The organism is uncultured Schumannella sp. (genome assembly GCF_905479755.1).
Lineage (GTDB): Bacteria > Actinomycetota > Actinomycetes > Actinomycetales > Microbacteriaceae > DCRR01.
The window spans coordinates 1-18,545 of sequence record NZ_CAJQNT010000032.1 but is presented as its reverse complement, the minus strand read 5'-3'; the positions used below and the strand labels follow the sequence as shown (position 1 = coordinate 18,545).

Annotated in this window: 21 protein-coding genes and 1 pseudogene; 10 read left to right on the top strand and 12 right to left on the bottom strand. The window is 68.6% G+C overall.

The window, feature by feature from the left end:
• Positions 1-886: HAD-IC family P-type ATPase (locus QZ258_RS09455; protein ID WP_294180951.1), on the top strand; the 886-nt coding region annotated here is incomplete at its 5' end.
• Between the two features lie 182 nt (positions 887-1,068).
• On the opposite strand, the gene QZ258_RS09450 is transcribed toward QZ258_RS09455, so the two are convergent.
• The 4 genes from QZ258_RS09450 to QZ258_RS09435 all read right to left on the bottom strand — a co-directional run bounded on the left by QZ258_RS09450 (position 1,069) and on the right by QZ258_RS09435 (position 3,244).
• Positions 1,069-1,284: a hypothetical protein gene (locus QZ258_RS09450; protein ID WP_294180949.1), complete on the bottom strand. Its 216-nt coding sequence runs from the start codon at positions 1,282-1,284 to the stop codon at positions 1,069-1,071.
• Between the two features lie 218 nt (positions 1,285-1,502).
• A complete protein-coding gene (locus tag QZ258_RS09445) occupies positions 1,503-1,754 on the bottom strand; it encodes a hypothetical protein (RefSeq protein ID WP_294180947.1) in 252 nt (83 codons plus the stop codon).
• 10 nt (positions 1,755-1,764) lie between these two features.
• Complete coding sequence (locus QZ258_RS09440) at positions 1,765-2,562, bottom strand: hypothetical protein (protein WP_294180945.1); 798 nt, start codon at positions 2,560-2,562, stop codon at positions 1,765-1,767.
• Entirely contained in the window at positions 2,555-3,244 is a 690-nt protein-coding gene (locus QZ258_RS09435; RefSeq protein WP_294180943.1) for a relaxase/mobilization nuclease domain-containing protein, read from the bottom strand. The genes QZ258_RS09440 and QZ258_RS09435 overlap by 8 nt, the downstream gene beginning before the upstream one ends.
• Positions 3,245-3,277: 33 nt before the next feature.
• On the opposite strand from QZ258_RS09435, the pseudogene QZ258_RS09430 reads away from it, so the two are divergent.
• A pseudogene (locus tag QZ258_RS09430) lies at positions 3,278-3,493 on the top strand (hypothetical protein); the annotation flags it as partial.
• Positions 3,490-3,981, top strand: a complete 492-nt coding sequence (locus tag QZ258_RS09425) for a DUF4913 domain-containing protein (protein WP_294180940.1) — start codon at positions 3,490-3,492, stop codon at positions 3,979-3,981. The pseudogene QZ258_RS09430 and the gene QZ258_RS09425, both read left to right, overlap by 4 nt.
• A 208-nt stretch (positions 3,982-4,189) precedes the next feature.
• Here the strand turns inward: QZ258_RS09425 and QZ258_RS09420 are convergent, their stop codons facing one another.
• The 3 genes from QZ258_RS09420 to QZ258_RS09410 all read right to left on the bottom strand — a co-directional run bounded on the left by QZ258_RS09420 (position 4,190) and on the right by QZ258_RS09410 (position 5,925).
• Positions 4,190-4,546 carry a ribbon-helix-helix domain-containing protein gene (locus tag QZ258_RS09420; RefSeq protein ID WP_294180938.1) on the bottom strand — a complete coding sequence of 119 codons (357 nt, stop codon included), beginning with the start codon at positions 4,544-4,546 and terminating at the stop codon, positions 4,190-4,192.
• Complete coding sequence (locus QZ258_RS09415) at positions 4,539-4,817, bottom strand: hypothetical protein (protein WP_294180937.1); 279 nt, start codon at positions 4,815-4,817, stop codon at positions 4,539-4,541. Before QZ258_RS09415 ends, QZ258_RS09420 begins: the two co-directional genes overlap by 8 nt.
• A gap of 160 nt (positions 4,818-4,977) precedes the next feature.
• On the bottom strand, positions 4,978-5,925 hold the full coding sequence (locus tag QZ258_RS09410) for an SDR family oxidoreductase (protein ID WP_294180936.1): 948 nt from the start codon (positions 5,923-5,925) through the stop codon (positions 4,978-4,980).
• Between the two features lie 140 nt (positions 5,926-6,065).
• Here QZ258_RS09410 and QZ258_RS09405 point away from each other — a divergent pair, with 140 nt between their 5' ends.
• From QZ258_RS09405 to QZ258_RS09395, 3 genes are all read left to right on the top strand, one after another.
• Entirely contained in the window at positions 6,066-6,989 is a 924-nt protein-coding gene (locus QZ258_RS09405) for an AraC family transcriptional regulator (RefSeq protein WP_294180934.1), read from the top strand.
• A 57-nt stretch (positions 6,990-7,046) separates the two neighbouring features.
• On the top strand, positions 7,047-8,498 hold the full coding sequence (locus tag QZ258_RS09400; protein ID WP_294180959.1) for an SDR family NAD(P)-dependent oxidoreductase: 1,452 nt from the start codon (positions 7,047-7,049) through the stop codon (positions 8,496-8,498).
• A 111-nt stretch (positions 8,499-8,609) separates the two neighbouring features.
• The gene (locus QZ258_RS09395) at positions 8,610-9,593 is read left to right on the top strand and encodes a hypothetical protein (protein WP_294180932.1); all 984 of its coding nucleotides are present in this window, start codon (positions 8,610-8,612) and stop codon (positions 9,591-9,593) included.
• A gap of 7 nt (positions 9,594-9,600) precedes the next feature.
• On the opposite strand, the gene argG is transcribed toward QZ258_RS09395, so the two are convergent.
• The gene (argG, locus tag QZ258_RS09390; RefSeq protein WP_294180930.1) at positions 9,601-11,043 is read right to left on the bottom strand and encodes an argininosuccinate synthase; all 1,443 of its coding nucleotides are present in this window, start codon (positions 11,041-11,043) and stop codon (positions 9,601-9,603) included.
• A gap of 58 nt (positions 11,044-11,101) precedes the next feature.
• Complete coding sequence (trpD, locus tag QZ258_RS09385; protein ID WP_294180928.1) at positions 11,102-12,160, bottom strand: anthranilate phosphoribosyltransferase; 1,059 nt, start codon at positions 12,158-12,160, stop codon at positions 11,102-11,104.
• A gap of 138 nt (positions 12,161-12,298) precedes the next feature.
• Here trpD and QZ258_RS09380 point away from each other — a divergent pair, with 138 nt between their 5' ends.
• From QZ258_RS09380 to QZ258_RS09365, 4 genes are read left to right on the top strand one after another with little or no spacing between them, the layout of a single operon-like run.
• On the top strand, positions 12,299-12,901 hold the full coding sequence (locus QZ258_RS09380; protein WP_294180955.1) for a heme-copper oxidase subunit III: 603 nt from the start codon (positions 12,299-12,301) through the stop codon (positions 12,899-12,901).
• Between the two features lie 41 nt (positions 12,902-12,942).
• Positions 12,943-13,752, top strand: a complete 810-nt coding sequence (locus tag QZ258_RS09375; protein ID WP_294180926.1) for a c-type cytochrome — start codon at positions 12,943-12,945, stop codon at positions 13,750-13,752.
• A gap of 41 nt (positions 13,753-13,793) precedes the next feature.
• Positions 13,794-14,855, top strand: a complete 1,062-nt coding sequence (locus QZ258_RS09370; protein WP_294180924.1) for a ubiquinol-cytochrome c reductase iron-sulfur subunit — start codon at positions 13,794-13,796, stop codon at positions 14,853-14,855.
• 56 nt (positions 14,856-14,911) lie between these two features.
• On the top strand, positions 14,912-16,477 hold the full coding sequence (locus QZ258_RS09365; RefSeq protein ID WP_294180953.1) for a ubiquinol-cytochrome c reductase cytochrome b subunit: 1,566 nt from the start codon (positions 14,912-14,914) through the stop codon (positions 16,475-16,477).
• Between the two features lie 255 nt (positions 16,478-16,732).
• Here the strand turns inward: QZ258_RS09365 and QZ258_RS09360 are convergent, their stop codons facing one another.
• From QZ258_RS09360 to QZ258_RS09350, 3 genes are all read right to left on the bottom strand, one after another.
• Entirely contained in the window at positions 16,733-17,152 is a 420-nt protein-coding gene (locus QZ258_RS09360) for a GNAT family N-acetyltransferase (RefSeq protein WP_294180923.1), read from the bottom strand.
• A gap of 7 nt (positions 17,153-17,159) precedes the next feature.
• Positions 17,160-17,621 (bottom strand): cytochrome c oxidase subunit 4, encoded by a 462-nt coding sequence (locus tag QZ258_RS09355; protein WP_294180921.1) that lies wholly within the window; start codon positions 17,619-17,621, stop codon positions 17,160-17,162.
• 3 nt (positions 17,622-17,624) lie between these two features.
• Positions 17,625-18,545 (bottom strand): cbb3-type cytochrome c oxidase subunit I (locus tag QZ258_RS09350; protein ID WP_294180920.1); only part of this gene is annotated, 921 nt, incomplete at its 5' end.

The window sequence follows — 18,545 nt, the reverse complement described above, 5'->3', positions numbered from 1 at the left end:
CCCGGACGCACGGGACCGGGTGCTCGCGATCGCGGCGGGTCTGGAAGCCCACAGCACCCACCCGCTCGCCGCGGCGATCACCGCCGCTGCCGACAAGCCGGCGACGGTGACGGACGTGACGGAAGAGCCCGGCCACGGCATCACCGGCACGGCGGACGGCCACACCGCCCGCGTCGGCAGCCCGCGCTGGGTCGACCCGGCCGAGCTCGCCGCACGCGCGGCCGCGCTCGAAGAGGAGGGTATGACCGTCGTCGTCGTCGAGCTCGACGGAACCGCGGCGGGCATCATCGGCATCCGCGACGAGCTCAAGCCCGAAGCCGCCGAGACCATCCGCGAGCTCACCGCCGCCGGCATCGCCACCGTCATGCTCACCGGCGACAACGCCCGCACCGCCCGCGCCCTCGCCGCCCAGGCCGGCGTCTCCGACGTCCGCGCCGAGCTGCTGCCCGGCGACAAGGCCGCCGCGATCGAGGAGTTCTCCGCGACCCGGCGGACCGCGATGATCGGGGACGGCATCAACGACGCCCCCGCCCTCGCCGCCGCCGACGTCGGGATCGCGATGGGTGTCACCGGCTCCGACGCGGCGATCGAGTCCGCCTCCGTCGCCTTCACCGGCAACGACCTCCGGCTCATCCCCGCCGCGCTCCTGCACGCCCGCCGCGGCCGGCGCATCATGACCGGGAACATCGTGCTCTCCCTCGGCATCATCGTGGCCCTGTTCCCGCTCGCCCTGCTCGGCGTGCTCGCACTGGCCGGCGTGGTGCTCGTCCACGAAATCGCGGAGGTGGTCGTGATCCTCAACGGCGTCCGCGCCGCACGGCGCGGCGGCCTCCCCGTCCGCGACGCCCTGCCGGCACCGCACAAGCAGGAGGTACTTCATGGCTGACCGCCCCGCGTCCGGCCGGGGGCTCAAGGCAGCCGACGTAATCATGGTCCGCGACGAGCTTGGAGCGATCCCGAGCCTCATCGGGATCTCCTGCCGGGCCCGCCGGTACGTCATCTCTCGAGGTGATGTCGTCACAGAAGTACCCCGGCGCGTCCGCCGGGGGTACTTCATCCACGCGGACCTCAGTCCGGCGTCTCGCCGGCCTCTAATTCCTCCACGGTGAGCTTGAGCACCGTGGCGTAGTAGGCGATCGGGCTGCCCTCCACCTGCACCTTCGCGGAGCGCCCTTCCTGCGGACCCCGCTCGACGCGCACGAACACGTGCTCCTCGCCCCGGAAGTCCGTTACCCGGTCGCCGGGGCGTACCTCCGTGCCGTCCTCCTTGGTGACCTTGAACATGGGACCGTTCCCCTCTCTGCTCTCTTGCTGCCGTTCTTCGGCACCTGTGCCGGCTGCGCGCCGGCGGCAGGGGGCAAGGGTGCGCGGAGCGCATCGCCGCGGCGACGCGCAGCCGTCCGGCGGAGCGCCCTTGCCCCCTGGCGGCGGTGTGCTATCCGCCCGCAGGGCGGAGTTCGCCGCCGAAGAACGGCCCTCCGGGCCGTCACGCTTCCAGGGTGCTAGTCGGCGGCGGCGCCGTCGATCACCGCGAGGAAGTCGCGCCACGCTGCCTGCACGTCCTCGAGCGTGCCGCTGGCCAGCCAATGCCGGCTCAGGTTGAGCCCCTGCAGTTTCAGCTCGACGGACTGCCGGCGCTCCACGCCCATGTCCTCGACGATGGCGGTGGCGCTGGTGATGTGCTTGGGGTTGATCCACAGCCGCGGCGCACCCAGCGGCGCGCTCGGGTCGGGCAGCGGGATCAGCCGGGGCATGGAGGCGACCTTAGCGGCCGCGTTCGATCTGGCGGCCGGGCGCGGTTGCCTTCGTGCGCGCGCGGGGCGACTTCGCCTTGCGCCCCTGCACGGCCTCGCGCGGGTGCCGCGCGTTGGCGACGTCGGCCTGCTTCCACGCCGCCGCGACGGTCGGCTGCTCTGTGCCAGCCTCGATGCCGGCGATGTGCTGGTCGCGCCGCTCGGCCGTATCCCAGCTGAGCTCGGCGTCGTGCTCGGCCTCGGCCGCGCGGTCGCGCAGCCCCTCCGCCTCCGCGGCGTCCTCGAGGTCGGCCGACAGCTCGAGGACTTCGGCCTCGATCGTCATGCCGTCGGCGAGGCTCTGTTCCTCGCGCGCCTGGGCGCGCAGTTCGTCCCGCTCGGCGATCGCCTGGTCCCCCTCGACGAGGGCGGCCTGCACCACGGAGGGGTCAGCGCCGCTCTCGTTCACGTCGACGCCGTAGCGATCGCGCAACTCCTGCCGGATGCGGCTCTCGGCGGCGCGAGCGGCCTCGTCGTCCTCGCGCCAGGTCACGGCCGTCTCGTAGGCGCGGGCGACGTCGTGGGCCTGCGCCTGATCCCACCATGAGGACTCATGCACCGGGGCGAGCTCCGCGCGAGCCGCGGCGCGCTCCCCCTCGAGCCGTGCGTGCAGCTGCCCGGCTTCCTCGAGGTCACGGCGGGTGGCGCGCTGCGCCTGGTCGCGCCGCAGCTGCGTCGTCGAGCGGGCGGCCTGGGCCGCTCCCATGATCGCCACCCGCATCGTGCCCTCGGCCTCGTCGAGCACCCCGTCGCCATCCATGTCAGCCATTGCTCTCCCCTATCGTTCGGTGCCGCGCTCCGGCGGCACGTTCGGCACGTTCGGTCGCGGCGCGCACCGTTCGCTCGAGCCGCACGGACGCCACGCTGTCGTCGCCGCGGCGCGCGGCGGCGGCGCGCTCCCCCGGTCGCTCGCCGCGCATGGCCATGTTCGACCCGCGCGACTCGAGCACCTGTAGGCCGTGCTCCTGCTCGAGCTCGCGGGCGATCGACTGCGCCCGCGAGTAGCCGTTGTGGATCGACGCCTTGGTGCCGTCCTCGCGCACCAAGTTCACGGCGATGTGGATGTGGTCGTTGCCGGCCGCGGAGAGTCCGTGCCGCACCGCGACCCACCGGCAGCCGGCCTTGCCGGAGGCGGTGGTAAACCCCATCCGGTCGACGAGCTGCTCGGCGATCGCCGCCCACCTCTCGTCGCTGAGCTGGCCTTCCTCGGCCCGCAGGCTCAGCGAGGCATGCCAGACGTGGCCGCCGTTGACCTCGACACCGAACGCGGTGCGCGGCTCGTCGAGATCCTTGGCGATCGCCAGCGCGCTCGCGCGATCAAGCTCGGCGTCGCCGTAGAAGGTGAAGGTCGCCGAGTCGCCGGTCACCAGGTGCGGCTCGGTGTGCTCGTTGCGGCGTCCCTCGCCGGCGAGGTAGCTCAGCAGACCGCCCATCCGGTCCCCGCGGGTCACGTTCGGCATCATGAGTCGGCCAGCCGATCCACCGCCGCGCTGCCTCGCGGCCGCGCGGTGATGCTGTCCTCGGGGACGCCGGCGGCTCTGATTCGCACGGTGCCGTGGATGAGCGGCCGGCACGCGGCCGCGGTGCGGGCCTCGATCGCCGCGCATGATCCGGCGGGCGCGGCGGCTCTCCCCGCGCCGCTGGTGCCCGATCCTCCCGTCGTCGACGAGGCCGGCGCCGATGAGGAGCGGGCGGGATGAGCGAGGTTCCCGAGTGGGAGGACGAGGCGGCGGCTGCGCCGCCGGCGAAGGGTCGGCCTGCACGGAGGCTGCCGCCCCCACCTGGTGCCGCCGTTCAGGGCGACGACCCGCCCGCCCCTGTTGCGGCGCCGGCGCCGCAGCTGTTCTTCGGCTCCGTCGACGAGTTCGTGCGGGAGAAACTGCGCTACACCTACGCTCGTCGCGTCGGCCCGCAGGGTCCGAACCGCTGGGCTGCCGCGTGGTGGCGCTACCCGGAGGCGATCAGTCGCCTCGACGCGCTGTGGCGCGCGTGGGAGGCGCTGCGCCTCGAGGGCACCTTCGGCATGAGCGTGTGGTGGCGCGATCACGCGGACCATCACATGCGGATGCTCATGCCCCCGGAGGGGCCGTTCGCTTCATCCCGCGATCAGAACGGCGAGGGCGAGCCGCTGCCGTACACCCCGCCGCCGGCGGGGATGTTCGTCGACGTCCGTTCGCTGCCGGGCTGACCCCTCCCTGCCTGCCGAGTGTTGCGCCGGCCTCGGGCTGTCAAGGGCTCGTCCGCGTCGCTGCGCGATGCCCCGTAGGGGCACCCTTGACAGCCCGAGCGATCCGGCGCGGTGTGCTGAGGAGGGGGATCATCGAGTTTTGGCCGAGATGTCAGGATCGCCGATTTCGAGACACTACTTAGGTGAGGGGCTCTACGCAGAGCCTCTGTCACGCCCCGATCTTGTGCTCCGCGAGGAGCAGCTGCACGGCCTCGCGCACGAGTTCGCTCTGCTTCTTGCCGGTCTGCTCCTCGAGGCGCTTGAACGCCGCGAAGTCGGCCTCGGGCAGTCGTCCCCGCACGGTGGGGGAGGCTCCCTTCGCGTGCTCGCCGAGTCGGGTGCGGCCGGCACGGCGCAGCACGGCGTCCAGCGCAGCCTCGCTGCCGTACTCGCGCAGCATCAGGGCGCGGCCATGCGCCGCGGCCGCGGCGCCGGTGGCTACGTTCGATACCTTCGGCATCGGCGTGGCGGGGTCGGTCAGTCGCGCGGCGAGCTCGTCGTAGTCGGTGTCCTTGGGGTCAGCCATTGGGGTTCTCCTCTCGATGCCGGCGGAACTTCGGGCCGAGATCCATTGCGTGGAACACGAGGGCTTCGCGCCCGTCTGTGAACACTTCCACCAGGATCTCTATTTCGCGGTCGGTCTGCGGGTGTGGACGGCCGATGTAGAGCCAGACTTCGCCGCCGCCGGCGCCGTTCTCCGGCAGTTTGCCGGTGTAGGTCGCGTGAACGATGGCGTGAACCTGGTCGTCGCGCGGGATGCCATGCTTCCCGGTTGAGTCGGTCCACCTCGGCGCCACGTCCTCATGCTACCATGTAGCCGTCATTGGTGGATACTAAATGTGTAGCCGATGACCGTCGTTATGTCAGAATATGAAAGTTCTCACCGATCGCTCGCTCTCCCCTGCGGAGCCCGCGGCGCGCTTGAGCGATCGCGCGCCGCGGGTCGACAGCCTCGAGTCAGGCCACGTTCCAGTGGAATCCCGTCGCCTGCTCGGAGCGCGTCCAGAGCTGCTGCATCACGGCCTTGTCGTAGGCGTACGGCTTCAGCGTTCCCTTGCCGACCGGCCCAACCCATTCGCGGCGTCCGGTCGGCCCGTACAGCGCGCGCTGCTCGAGGCCGTCCGCCGTGGCGCACATCACCTCCGGGTACGCGCCCTTCTCGGCCGACTGCACTAGCGGCGACAGCGTCATGAGGTAAAACGTGAACCGCATCGCGAGGCTCCCGCTCGTCTTGATGAGCGAGGTGGCGGACGATCCGGGGTGGCAGACGTAGACCTCGACGTTCTTACCGGCGGCCTTCACCCTGTCCTGCAGCTCATACGCGAACATCATCTGGGCCAGCTTGCTCTGGCTGTAGGCGCTGTTGGCGTTGTAGTCGTTGTCCCAGTTCATGTCGTCGAACTTGATCGTCTTGAGCCCCATCATGTAGCCGAGGCTGGCGACGACGACGATTCGCCCATGCGATTCGTCGATGCGGTCGAACAGCATCCCCGCCAGGACGAAGTGCCCGAAGTGGTTGGTGCCGAGCTGACTCTCGAAGCCGTCGACGGTGAGCTTCTGCGACGGCACCTGCGCGATCGCCGCGTTGCAGATCAGCGCGTCGATCCGAGGCACGGTCGCCAGGATCTCCTCCCCCGCCGCGCGCACGCTCGCGAGGTCGGCAAGATCCATGCGCACGGAGCTCACGTCGGCATCCGTGCCGAACTCCTGCTTCAACCGACTGACGGCATCCGCGGACTTCTCGGCACTTCGGTTCAGCATCACGACCTTCGCCCCTTTGGAGAGCAGGATTCGCGTGGCCTCGTAGCCGGCGCCGGCGGTTGTGCCCGTGATCAGGTAGGTCTTGCCCTCCAGCGAGTCGAGGTGGTCGGGGGTCCAGCCGGGAAGGGCATCGATCGTGGTCATGTGATTCCTTTGCAGTGGGTCCAGGATAACGAGCGGATGGTTGCCCTGCGGGGTCGATGGCTATACGCTAAGCCTCAGCACGCGGCCAGATATAGCGATTTCGCCGCGAATAGTTGCCTGTTTCCCTCAGATTGATTCCAGTGACCACCCACCATGCATCCGATCTCCGGACGGAGATCCGAGACCTGGTGGCTCGCCACGCCCCCGGCGACGGCGTCCACCAGACCCCTCTCGACGGGGTCCGGCTCTTCCGCGTCTCGTCGCCGGTCGAACGAGTTCCCGGCGTCTACGACCCGAGCGTGTGCGTCGTCGTGGCCGGCTCGAAGCACGCCTACCACGACAGCCGCACCCACACCTACGACCCCGACCATTACCTCTGCGCGACGATGCCGACCCCCCTCGAAGCCGAGGTTCCGGTCGCGACGACCGACGATCCCGTCCTCGGCGTCCTGATCGATCTGGAGAGCCGGACGATGGCGGAGCTGCTGATCGCGTTCCGGGCCGCGCGGCCTCGTTCACGTCGAGCGTCGGAGAAGCCGGCCGGACTGATTGTGGCCGACTGGGATCACCGCTTCGAGACGGCGCTGCTGCGCGCTCTCCAGCTTCTCGACGAGCCGGTGACTGTCGACATCCTCGGGCCGGGCCGCCTCCGCGAACTCCTCTACACCGTTCTCGACGGACCAGCGGGTGGCGCCGTTCTCGGTGCACTGGGTGGCCCGTCGCACGAGCTCACGAGCGTGCTGACGTACATGCGCAGCAACCTCGATCAGCCTCTCGCCATCGAAGACCTCGCCGAGCGGGCGGGAATGAGCCGGGCCGCGTTCGACCGGCACTTCAAGGCGACCACGAGCCTCTCCCCCCTCAAGTACCTCAAGTCGCTCCGACTCAACGACGCCGCCATGCTCATCACGAACGGTGCTGGCATCACGCGCGCCGCTGCGCGCGTCGGCTACACGAGCGCCTCGCAGTTCAGTCGCGAGTTCAAGAGCCATTTCGGCACCACCCCGCGCGACTGGGCCAACTCCGGCCGTCCCGTTGACGTCCAGGCCTCGGGCGAGAGCTGAACGGCGCGGCACACCCTCTCTGCGGTGAGAGAATGCCCTGTGCACTCCGACGACCCCATGCCCCCCAGTGGGATCGACCCCGCTGAACTCGAGATCACGCTGCGAGTCCTGGGCCAGCTCTCGAAGGTCGACCGCGAACACCCCGACTTCCAGACCGTGCGCCGAGCCACGGCGAAGTTCTTCAAGGACGCCAAGCGCGAGCGCAAGCTCGAGACGCGGGCCCGGATCCAGGAGCACGACCGCGCGGTCGTCGCCGCCACCGCCACCGGCGCCCCGGACCGGATCGATGACGAGACCCGCGGCATCCCGATCTCGACCGCGACGACCGCGCCGACCGCCGGAGTCCTGAAGAAGGCGCGCGCCTGCTACATCTGCAAGCAGGACTACACGCTCGTCGACGCCTTCTACCACCAGCTCTGCCCGAGCTGCGCGGCCATGAGCCACACCAAGCGCGACGCGCGCACCGACCTCACCGGCAAGCGCGCGCTGCTCACCGGCGGCCGCGCCAAGATCGGCATGTACATCGCGCTGCGTCTGCTGCGCGACGGCGCCCACACCACCATCACCACGCGCTTCCCGCGCGACGCGGTGCGCCGCTTCACCAGCCTCCCCGACTCGGCCGAGTGGATCGATCGACTCCGCGTCGTCGGCATCGACCTGCGCGACCCGTCCCAGGTGATCGGCCTCGCCGAGTCGGTCGCCGCCCAGGGACCGCTCGACATCCTGATCAACAACGCCGCGCAGACCGTGCGGCGCTCCCCCGGCGCCTACCAGCCGCTCGTGGATGCCGAACTCGCCCCGCTCCCGGACGGCCCGCTGCCCGAGTTGGAGACCTTCGGCCACACCAACGACCCGCACCCGCTCGCGCTCGCGCAGTCGGTGGCGGCGCACCCGATCCTCGCCGCGGCCGCTGCGAAGGCCGAGGAGCTCACTGAGGCGGCGCTCGCGGCCGGCTCCTCCTCGCTCGACCGGCTCGCAGCCGGCACGGCGATCGACGCCGGCGGGCTCGTGCCCGATCTCGCGCACATTAACTCGTGGACGCAGAGCGTCGACAACGTGGAGCCTCTCGAGATGATCGAGGTGCAGCTCGCCAACGAGACGGCGCCGTTCATTCTCATCTCGAAGCTGCGCGCCTCGCTCGCGGCCTCCCCCGCGCGACGCACCTACGTCGTCAACGTGAGCGCCATGGAGGGAGTGTTCGGCCGCGGGTACAAGGGGCCCGGCCACCCGCACACCAACATGGCCAAGGCCGCCGTGAACATGCTCACGCGCACGAGCGCGCGCGAGATGTTCGAGAGCGACCGGATCCTGATGACCAGCGTCGACACCGGCTGGATCACCGATGAACGGCCGCACCCGACCAAGGTGCGGCTCGCCGAGGAGGGATTCCATGCTCCGCTTGATCTGGTCGATGGCGCCGCGCGCGTGTACGACCCGATCGTGCGCGGCGAGGCCGGCGAAGATCTGTTCGGCGTCTTCTTGAAGGACTACTCCCCCGGCTCCTGGTAGCCGCCCGCCGCCGATCTCCCGGGCGCGACCAGGTCGACGTCACCCCGGGGCGCTCCGCAGAACACGTGATGCGAGCAGTCCTCAGTCGTCGCGACGTGTTTGACTGATCGCGTGACTCACGCTGATCCGCCGCCGCCCTCGCGGAATCCGACGCCCGCGGCCGCGGCGCCGCCTCCGCCCACGCTCACGGGCGTCTCCGCGGAGATGGACACCGTCAGCTCCGCTCCGCCGCGACGCCCGCGCCGCGCCCGCGGCTGGATAATCGCGCTCGCGATCCTCCTGGTGGCGGCGCTCAGCAGCCTCGCCTATCTCGCGGTCCAGTTCTTCGACGCGCAGGATCAGGTCGCCGAGCAGCAGGACGAGATCGGCGAGCTCAACGACCTCCTCGACAACAAGGAGGTGTTCGGCGCCGCCATGGACGAGCTCATGGACACCGCGCTCGCGCTCGACGGCGCCCAGATGGCCGAACTGGTCCCCTTCGACGAATACGAGCGGGTCGCCGCAACCGCGTGGGCGAACCGCCGATCCCCCGCTTTGGTCGCTCAGCACACCGAGCAGATCCGCGGCTACACGGCCGAGCTGGGCGAGATCCTGAGCGCGGCGGAGGCGGAAGCGGCGAAGAATTCGACCGGCACGACGGCGGAGCGCGTGCTCGACGAGGTGAGCGACGGCTTCGCCCGGCTCGCCTACGACAACGCCGACAAGCTGTGTGAACAGGACGTCATCGGCTGCGTCACCGGCGCTGACCCGTATGTCGTTCACCTCGATCGCGCCGACCTGGAGCACCCCTCGGTGGACGATTGGGGTCGCGAGCTGGTCACGCTCCACGAGTACGCCCACGTACTGCAGTTCACCAACCCCGAGGCCACCGAGACCGCCCTGGAGAGCTTCGGCGACGATTGGGAGTTCATGGCGGACTGCTATGCCCTCGACGCGATGAGCAGCTGGACCCTCGACCGCCGCGTCTGGACGAGCGCGTACCAGTACTGGGACGTCAGCTACGGCTACGGCCGAGTGTGCGACGCGAGCCAGCGCAAGGTCATCAACCAGTGGATCGACGAGCTGGGCGTGGAGTACCGCACCGTCTCGCAGTAGTCCCCGCCTAGTCCGTTCCGGAGTCGAAGGCGGCGCCCTCGTTCGCGGCGTCGGTCGCGCGCTCGAGCTCGTCCTCCGCCTTGGAGTGCTCCTCCGCGGGGTCGAGGATGTCGGCCGCATTGCCCGATTCGAGTCGCCCGACGAGGTCGCCGGTCGGTCCCCCGATGAGCCCCGCGGCCGCGTACTGCTCGAGGCGCGCACGCGAGTCGGCGATGTCGAGATTGCGCATGGTGAGCTGGCCGATGCGGTCGTCGGGGCCGAAGGCGGCATCCCCCACCCGCTCCATCGACAGCTTGCCGGGGTGGTAGCTGAGCGTCGGCCCGGTCGTGTCGAGGATCGTGTAGTCGTCGCCGCGGCGCAGACGCAGCGTGACCTCGCCGGTGACCGCCGAGCCCACCCAGCGCTGCAGCGACTCGCGCAGCATGAGCGACTGCGGGTCGAGCCAGCGGCCCTCGTACATCAGACGCCCGAGTCGCCGCCCCTCGTTGTGGTAGTTGGCGACGGTGTCCTCGTTGTGGATCGCGTTGAGCAGCCGCTCGTAGGTGATGTGCAGCAGCGCCATGCCGGGCGCCTCGTAGATGCCGCGGCTCTTCGCCTCGATGATCCGGTTCTCGATCTGGTCCGAGACGCCGAGTCCGTGGCGTCCGCCGATCGCGTTCGCCTCCAGGACCAGTGCGACGGGGTCGGTGAACTCGACGCCGTTGATGGCGACCGGCCGTCCCGCCTCGAACCGCACCGAGACCTCCTCGGTCGCGATCTCGACGTCCTCACGCCAGGACGCGACACCCATGATCGGCTCGACGATGTCGAGACCCGAGCTGAGCTCCTCGAGGTTCTTCGCCTCGTGGGTGGCGCCCCAGATGTTGGCGTCGGTCGAGTAGGCCTTCTCGGTGGCGTCGCGATACGGGAAGCCGCGGGCGACGAGCCACTCGCTCATCTCGGTGCGTCCGCCGAGTTCGCTCACGAACTCGCTGTCGAGCCACGGCTTATAGATGCGCAGCTTCGGGTTGGCGAGCAGGCCGTAGCGGTAGAAGCGCTCGATGTCGTTGCCCTTGTAGGTGGAGCCGTCGCCCCAGATGTCGACGCCGTCCTCCTTCATGGCGCGCACGAGCATGGTGCCGGTCACGGCGCGACCGAGCGGAGTCGTGTTGAAGTACGTCTTGCCGCCGGAGCGGATGTGGAAGGCGCCGCACTGGAGCGCGACGAGACCCTCCTCGACGAGCGAGGTCTTGGCGTCGACGAGGCGCGCGAGCTCGGCGCCGTACTCCCCTGCGCGGCTCGGCACCGCGTCGATGTCGGGCTCGTCGTACTGGCCGATGTCGGCGGTGTACGTGCAGGGGACGGCACCCTTCTCACGCATCCACGCCACGGCGCACGACGTGTCGAGCCCTCCCGAAAACGCGATGCCAACTCGCTCACCGATGGGGAGACTGCTCAGAACCTTCGACATGCCTCCAGCCTAGATTGCGCCAGAGGTCGCGCGTGCACACCGAGCGCGCTCGCGGGTGTCAGCGCCCGTCGCGGGTCGCCGCCGCCCAGTCGTCGAGCTTCGCGGTCGCCGCCCCCGAGTCGATGGTCGCCGCGGCGACCGCGATCTTCTCGGCGAAGCGCTCGCGGATGTCGCGCTGGACCTGCGCGGGATCCCGCGCCAGCTCCCACGACACCAGTCCCGCGGCCGCGTTCAGCACGACGATGTCGCGCACCGGTCCCGACTCGCCCGCCAGCACGGCGCGGGCGATGGCGGCGTTGTGAGCCGCATCCCCGCCCTTCAGGTCGTCGATGCGGGCGCGCGCGATGCCCAGGTCGGCAGGATCGAGGTCGTGCTCGTGCACCTCCCCCCGCATCACCTCCCACAGATGACTGTGGCCTGTCGTCGTCAGCTCGTCGAGGCCGTCGTCGCCACGGAACACGAGGGCGGTCGCGCCGCGCGTGCGGAAGACTCCGACGAACAGCGGGACCTTCGCCAGGTCGGCGACGCCGACCGCGGAGGCCTCGGGGCGCGCGGGGTTGCACAGCGGCCCGAGGAAGTTGAACACCGTCGGGATGCCGAGCTCGGCGCGGATCGGCCCCGCGTGGCGGAAGCCCGGGTGGAACATGGCCGCGAAGGCAAAGCCGATGCCCTGCTCACGGAAGATCTCCGCGACCCGCGCCGCGTCGATCGTGAGGTCCACCCCGAGGGCGGCCAGCACATCCGAGGAGCCGGAGGCCGAGCTCGCCGCCTTGTTCCCATGCTTCAAGACCTTCGCGCCGGACGCCGCAGCGACAATCGACGACATCGTCGAGACGTTCACCGTGCCGAAGCGGTCGCCGCCCGTCCCGACGATGTCCAGAGCGAGAGGCTCGATGTCGATGGGGGCGGCATTCGCCAGGATCGCGTCACGGAAGCCCACGATCTCATCGACCGTCTCGCCCTTGGCGCGCAGCGCGACCAGGAAACCGGCGAGCTGGGCGGGGGTGCAGCGCCCCGCCATCACCTCCTCCATCGCCCAGGTGGCGTCGGCGATCGAGAGGTCTTCGCGGGCAAGAAGCCGGGTGATCAGGGTCGGCCAGGACGATTCAGTGGGCATGGCCAGCATCGTACCGGCGCAAACAAAGGAAAATTTCAGCGAAGTTGCCCCCGACAGGCCCCTGGATGGGAAAACGCCGGGAACGATATCGGCCATAATGGTCGGGTGAATAGTTCGTCTGTTTCCAGCCCGCCCGCCATGACGGCGATCAACCGGCCGAACACCGCTCAGGTCGGCACGATCGTGTGGCTGGGCAGCGAGGTCATGTTCTTCGCTGGCCTGTTCGCCATCTACTTCACGCTGCGCTCGGTGTCGCCCGAGCTGTGGGCGGAGCAGTCGGACAAGCTCAACATCACCTTCTCGCTGATTAACACGATCATCCTCGTGTCGTCGTCGTTCACCTGCCAGGCCGGCGTCTTCGCCGCCGAGCGCCTGCAGGCCCGCCGCACCGGCGGCCCCTGGCAGTTCTGGAAGTGGGGCACGGTCGAGTGGTTCTACGCCACGTTCGTGCTCGGCGCGATCTTCATCGTCGGCCAGGTCTACGAGTACGCCCAGCTCGTCACCGAGCACATCGGATTCCAGACCGACTCGTACAGCTCGGCCTTCTACTTCGCGACCGGATTCCACGGTCTGCACGTGACCGGCGGTCTCATCGCCTTCCTCCTCGTGATCGGCCGCATCTTCGCGGCCAAGCACTTCACGCACAAGGAAGCCGGGAGCGCGATCGTCGTGTCGTACTACTGGCACTTCGTTGACGTGGTGTGGATCGCCCTGTTCCTCGTCATCTACGTCCTCCGCTAAACCGCCGACTCGACCTGCCCAGAACGGAACGCACCGCAATCATGGCGAACTCCGCATCCGCCCCGCTCCGCCGCACCCGCGCCACGGGTCGCCGCTCCCCGCTCGCCTCCGTGGCGCTGCTCGTGATCGGCCTCGTTGCGACCGGTGGCGCCTACGCGGCCTTCACGTCCAGCGCGACCGCGCAGTCCACCGCGTCGGTGGAAGCACTCGTCAACGAGGGCGAGAAGCTCTTCATCGCCAACTGCGCCAGCTGCCACGGCCTGAGCGCCGAGGGAACCGACAACGCGCCGACCCTGATCGGCGTGGGCGCCGCTTCCGTCGACTTCCAGGTCGGCACCGGCCGCATGCCGATGGCCGCCAGCGGTCCGCAGGCCGAGGTCAAGCCGACCCAGTTCACCGACGAGCAGACCGCGGCGATGGCCGCGTACGTCGCCTCGTTGGCCCCCGGCCCCGCAATCCCCGCCGCCGAATACCTCACGGGTGAGGGCGATGTCGCGAACGGCGCCGAGCTCTTCCGCATCAACTGCGCGATGTGCCACAACGTGGCCGGCGCCGGTGGCGCGTTGACCGAGGGCAAGTACGCCCCCGCGTTGCAGGACATCGATCCCGTCCACGTCTACGAGGCGATGGTGACCGGTCCGCAGAACATGCCCGTGTTCAGTGACCTCAACATCACGCCGGAAGACAAGGCCGACATCATCGCGTACCTCGCCTACCTCGACGACAACCCGTCCGCCGGTGGTCTCAACCTCGGCAGCCTGGGCCCCGTCTCCGAGGGACTGTTTGTCTGGATCTTCGTGCTGGGTTCCATCGTCGCGATCACCGTGTGGCTGACCGCACGCTCCAACTAGCGAACAACCGCACACGAACTCGCACTACGAAAGGGAAACGCATGGCAGAGCAGGACAGCGCCGATACCGGCACCGCTGTCGAGAAGCACGAGGTGCCCACGGCGGCCCCCGGGACTGCCGTCGTCAGCTCGGATCGCGTGGAGAACCCCGGCTTTGAGCCGCACCGCCCGCGCGTCTCGGACCTCTCGCCGGAGAAGGAGAAGCAAAACGAGCGCCGCGTCGCCGGCCTCTTCTTCGCCTCCATGATCGGAGCGGTCGGCTCGATCGTCGCCTACATCGCGTTGCCGTTCGAACCGGGCGACCCCGCCTCGGTGCAGCTCAGCAACATGCTGATCGGCCTCGGCATCGCACTGTCCATGCTCGGCATCGGTTTCGGTGCGATCCACTGGGCGAAGTCGCTCATGGCGAACGAGCACGCGGTCGAGTACCGGCACCCGGTGCGCGGCACCGAAGAGACCCGCGCTCGCGCGGTCGAGATCTTCCAGCTCGGCAACAAGGAGTCCGGCTTCACGCGCCGCAAGCTCATCCGCAACTCGCTCATCGGCGCCCTGGCGATCTTCCCGCTGCCCGCCGTGGTGCTGTTCCGCGGCCTCGCGCCCGACGAGGACCCGGTTGAGCTGTTCAAGCACACCATGTGGGACACGGGCGTTCGACTGACGCGTGACCCCGACGGCACGCCGATCAAGGCCTCGGATGTGACCATTGGTTCCGCCTTCCACGTGATTCCCGAGGGCCTCGGCGAGTCCGAGCACAAGCTCGAGGAGAAGGCCAAGGCGGCCGTCCTGCTCATGCGCCTGAAGCCCGAGGACCTCACCGTCTCGGCGGGCCGCGAGGACTGGAACTACCAGGGAATCGTCGCGTACTCGAAGATCTGCACCCACGTCGGCTGCCCGGTCGCGCTCTATGAGCAGCAGACCCACCACCTGCTGTGCCCGTGCCACCAGTCGCAGTTCGACATCAAGCGCGAAGCCGAGGTCATCTTCGGGCCGGCCAAGCGCCCGCTTCCGCAGCTGCCCATCACCATTGACTCCGAGGGCTACTTGGTCGCACGCAGCGACTTCGAAGAGCCCGTCGGCCCGAGCTTCTGGGAGCGTTCGCTGTGACCGTCCAGACCGAATCCCCGGCGACCACGAGTGAGGCGCAGGCTCCCGGCACCGGGATGCGCTTCACCAACTGGGCCGCGAACTACATCGACGAGCGCACGAGCATCTCGGGCGCCGTCAAGGAGTTCGGCCGCAAGGTCTTCCCCGACCACTGGTCGTTCGAGCTCGGCCAGGTCGCGCTTTACAGCTTCGTCACGATCCTGATCTCGGGAACGTTCCTGACGTTCTTCTTCCAGGCGTCAATGGCCGAAGTCCACTACGACGGTTCGTACGTTCCGCTCAAGGGACTCGAGATGTCGGCAGCCATGGCCTCGACGCTCGACATCAGCTTCGACATCCGCGGTGGACTTCTGATGCGTCAGATCCACCACTGGGCCGCGTTGCTGTTCGTCGCCGCGATCGGCCTGCACATGCTGCGCGTGTTCTTCACCGGCGCCTTCCGCAAGCCGCGCGAGATCAACTGGGTGATTGGCTTCGTCCTGTTCATCCTCGCCATGGGTGAGGGCTTCACCGGCTACTCGCTCCCCGACGACCTGCTGTCGGGCAACGGCCTTCGCATCATCGACGGTCTGCTCAAGGGCATCCCGATCGTCGGAACCTGGATCTCGTACCTGCTGTTCGGAGGCGAGTTCCCCGGCTTCGACATCGTCGGACGCCTCTACGTGCTGCACATCCTGATCCTGCCGGCGATCCTCGTCGCGGCCCTCGGCGTGCACCTGATCCTGGTCGTCGTGAACAAGCACACCCAGTTCGCGCGCCCCGGGAGCACCAACGAAAACGTCGTCGGCGAGCCGATCATGCCGGTGTACGCGGCCAAGGGTGCCGGGTTCTTCTTCATCATCTTCGGCGTGATCGCCCTCACGGCCTCGCTCGTGACGATCAACCCGATCTGGAACTACGGACCCTACGACCCCTCCCCCGTCTCGGCGGGAACGCAGCCCGACTGGTACATCGGATTCGCCGATGGTGCGCTGCGCCTCGTGCCCCCGGGCTGGGAGTTCGTGATCTTCGGGTTCACGCTGTCGCTGAACATCCTGGCGCCGGTGCTCGTCCTGGGGCTCTTCATCGTCGTCGTGATGCTCTACCCGTTCTTCGAGGCCTGGGTCACGGGCGACAAGCGCGAGCACCACATCACGCAGCGTCCGCGCAACGCGCCGACCCGCACCGCGATCGGTGCCGCGGGTGTCACGTTCTACGCCGTCATGTGGGCGGCGGCGAGCTCCGACCTCATCGCCACCCACTTCAAGCTGTCGATCGAGTCGGTCACCTACGCCCTCCAGGCGCTGTTGTTCGTCGGCCCGATCGTCGCGTACATCGTGACGAAGCGGATCTGCCTCGGACTGCAGAAGAAGGACCGCGAGATCGCCCTCCACGGCTACGAGTCGGGTCGCATCGTGCGACTCCCCGGCGGCGAGTACGTCGAGGTGCACGAGCAGCTCTCGGACTACGAACGCTGGAAGCTCGTCAGCTACGACGACTACCAGCCGCTCATGCTGCGCCCGAACAAGCGCGGCAAGATCACGGTGAGCGAACGCGCGCGTGCTGCCGTCTCGCGCTGGTTCTTCGAGGACCGCATCGCGCCGGTCTCGAAGAGCGAGATCGAGGCCTCGAAGCACCACTGATCCACAACCACTCACAACGCCCGCGCGCTCCTCACGGAGCCGCGGGCGTTGTCGTAGTCCCGAGAGGGGCCGGCATGTTCGCTGCCCCGGCAGTGCGGCGGCGTATCGACTGCGGAGCCGGCCTCCGCCCCGCGGCCGCGCTGAACGACGACGTGGCTCGTGCGGCGGCCCAGAGAAGGCGTCTGGCGCGCAAACGGGCCCGCTGACGCGCAGCCACGCGCGCCGAACGAGCCAGCGGCGGAAGGAATCAGCCGGTTAGAAGAACCGGCGCATGTACTCGGCGCTCTCGTGGAAGCCGAGACGGTCGTAGAAGCCACCGGCACGCCGACTGGCGACCGTGAGCTGCGTGACTCCTCGCTCGACACAGGCCGCCTCCACGGCGCGCACGAGCGCGGTTCCGTGGTCGCAGCCGCGAGCGTCCTCATCCACGACGATCTCCTGCAGCTGCGCCGAGGGACCATTGGTCGACAACAGCGGAACGACGGTCGTCAGGGCGTAGCCTTCGACCGCGTCGCCCTCCCCCGTCGCCACCAACAGGATCACCGGATCCTCACCCGAGAAATACCGGTCCCAGGTCTGATCGAACGCCTCCCGCTCCAGCGGGATCGCGTGCGACAGCTGACCGACGAGCCGAAAAACTGACTCGCGGTCTTCGTTGACAGCGACGCGGATCACGAGGCGCTCAGCGGGCGAAGTTGCCGCGGTAGTACTCGTAGTTCCAGCCGACGATGCCGATGACGGCAATCGGGCCGCCGATGAGCGCAATCCAGACGCCCACCGCGAGGCCGAGGAAGACCATCGCCACGCCGACCGACAGCACGAGCGGCCACCAGCTCCACGGGCTGAAGTGACCCATTTCGGGGTCGGCGTCGTCGATCAGCGCGTCGTCGCGGTCTTCGGGCAGTTCCCCGCCGGTCGACTTGCGAATGAGGCCGAGGTAGAAGGCCAGGAAGGTCGCGAGGATCGACGAGAGCGTCAGCGCCACCGTTCCGACCCACTCGGGCTGAGTGGCCAGTTCGGCGTTCGTGCCGGGACCGACAATCTGCGGAGCGGAGGCATCCGCCATCGTCCACAGGGCGTAGATGACCGCGGCGACGCCGAAGAACAGGCTCAGCAGCCAGAAGATCGCGTAGTTCGCGCGCATGGGTTACTTGACCTTCCCGTCAGCAACATCGATCACCGGGACATCGGGGGCGTCTTTGGCCGGCCCGACCCCGAAGCCTGCGCCCACCTCAGGGTGGTGGAGGTCGAACGCCGGCGACTCCGAACGGATGCGCGGAATCGACGTGAAGTTGTGACGCGGCGGCGGGCACGACGTCGCCCACTCGAGCGACCGCGAGTTGCCCCACGGGTCGTCGACGGTCACCTTCGGCGCCGTGCGAGCCGTGAGCCACACGTTGTAGGCGAACGGCAGCATCGAGGCGGCGAGCAAGAACGCGCCGATCGTCGAGACCTCGTTCATCCAGGTGAAGCCATCCTCCGGCAAATACGACGCATAGCGACGCGGCATGCCTGCAACACCAAGCCAATGCTGAACAAGGAAGGTGATGTGGAAGCCGATGAACAGCATCCAGAAGTGGATCTTGCCGAGGCGCTCGTTGAGCATCTTGCCCGTCCACTTGGGCCACCAGAAGTAGAAGCCGCTGAACATGGCGAACACGACCGTGCCGAAGACGACGTAGTGGAAGTGCGCCACCACGAAGTACGAGTCCGAGACTTGGAAGTCGAGCGGCGGGCTTGCCAGGATGACGCCCGTCAGTCCACCGAAGGTGAAGGTGATCAGGAAGCCGAGCGCCCAGATCATCGGCGTCTCGAAGGTCACCGAACCGCGCCACATCGTGCCGATCCAGTTGAAGATCTTCACGCCGGTCGGGATCGAGATGATCATCGTGGCGATGCCGAAGAACGCGTTGACGTTCGCACCCGAGCCCATGGTGAAGAAGTGGTGCAGCCACACCAGGAACGACAGCACGGTAATACCGGCCGTTGCGTACACCATTGACGTGTAGCCGAACAGCTTCTTGCGCGAGAACGTGGCGACGATTTCCGAGAACATGCCGAAGGCCGG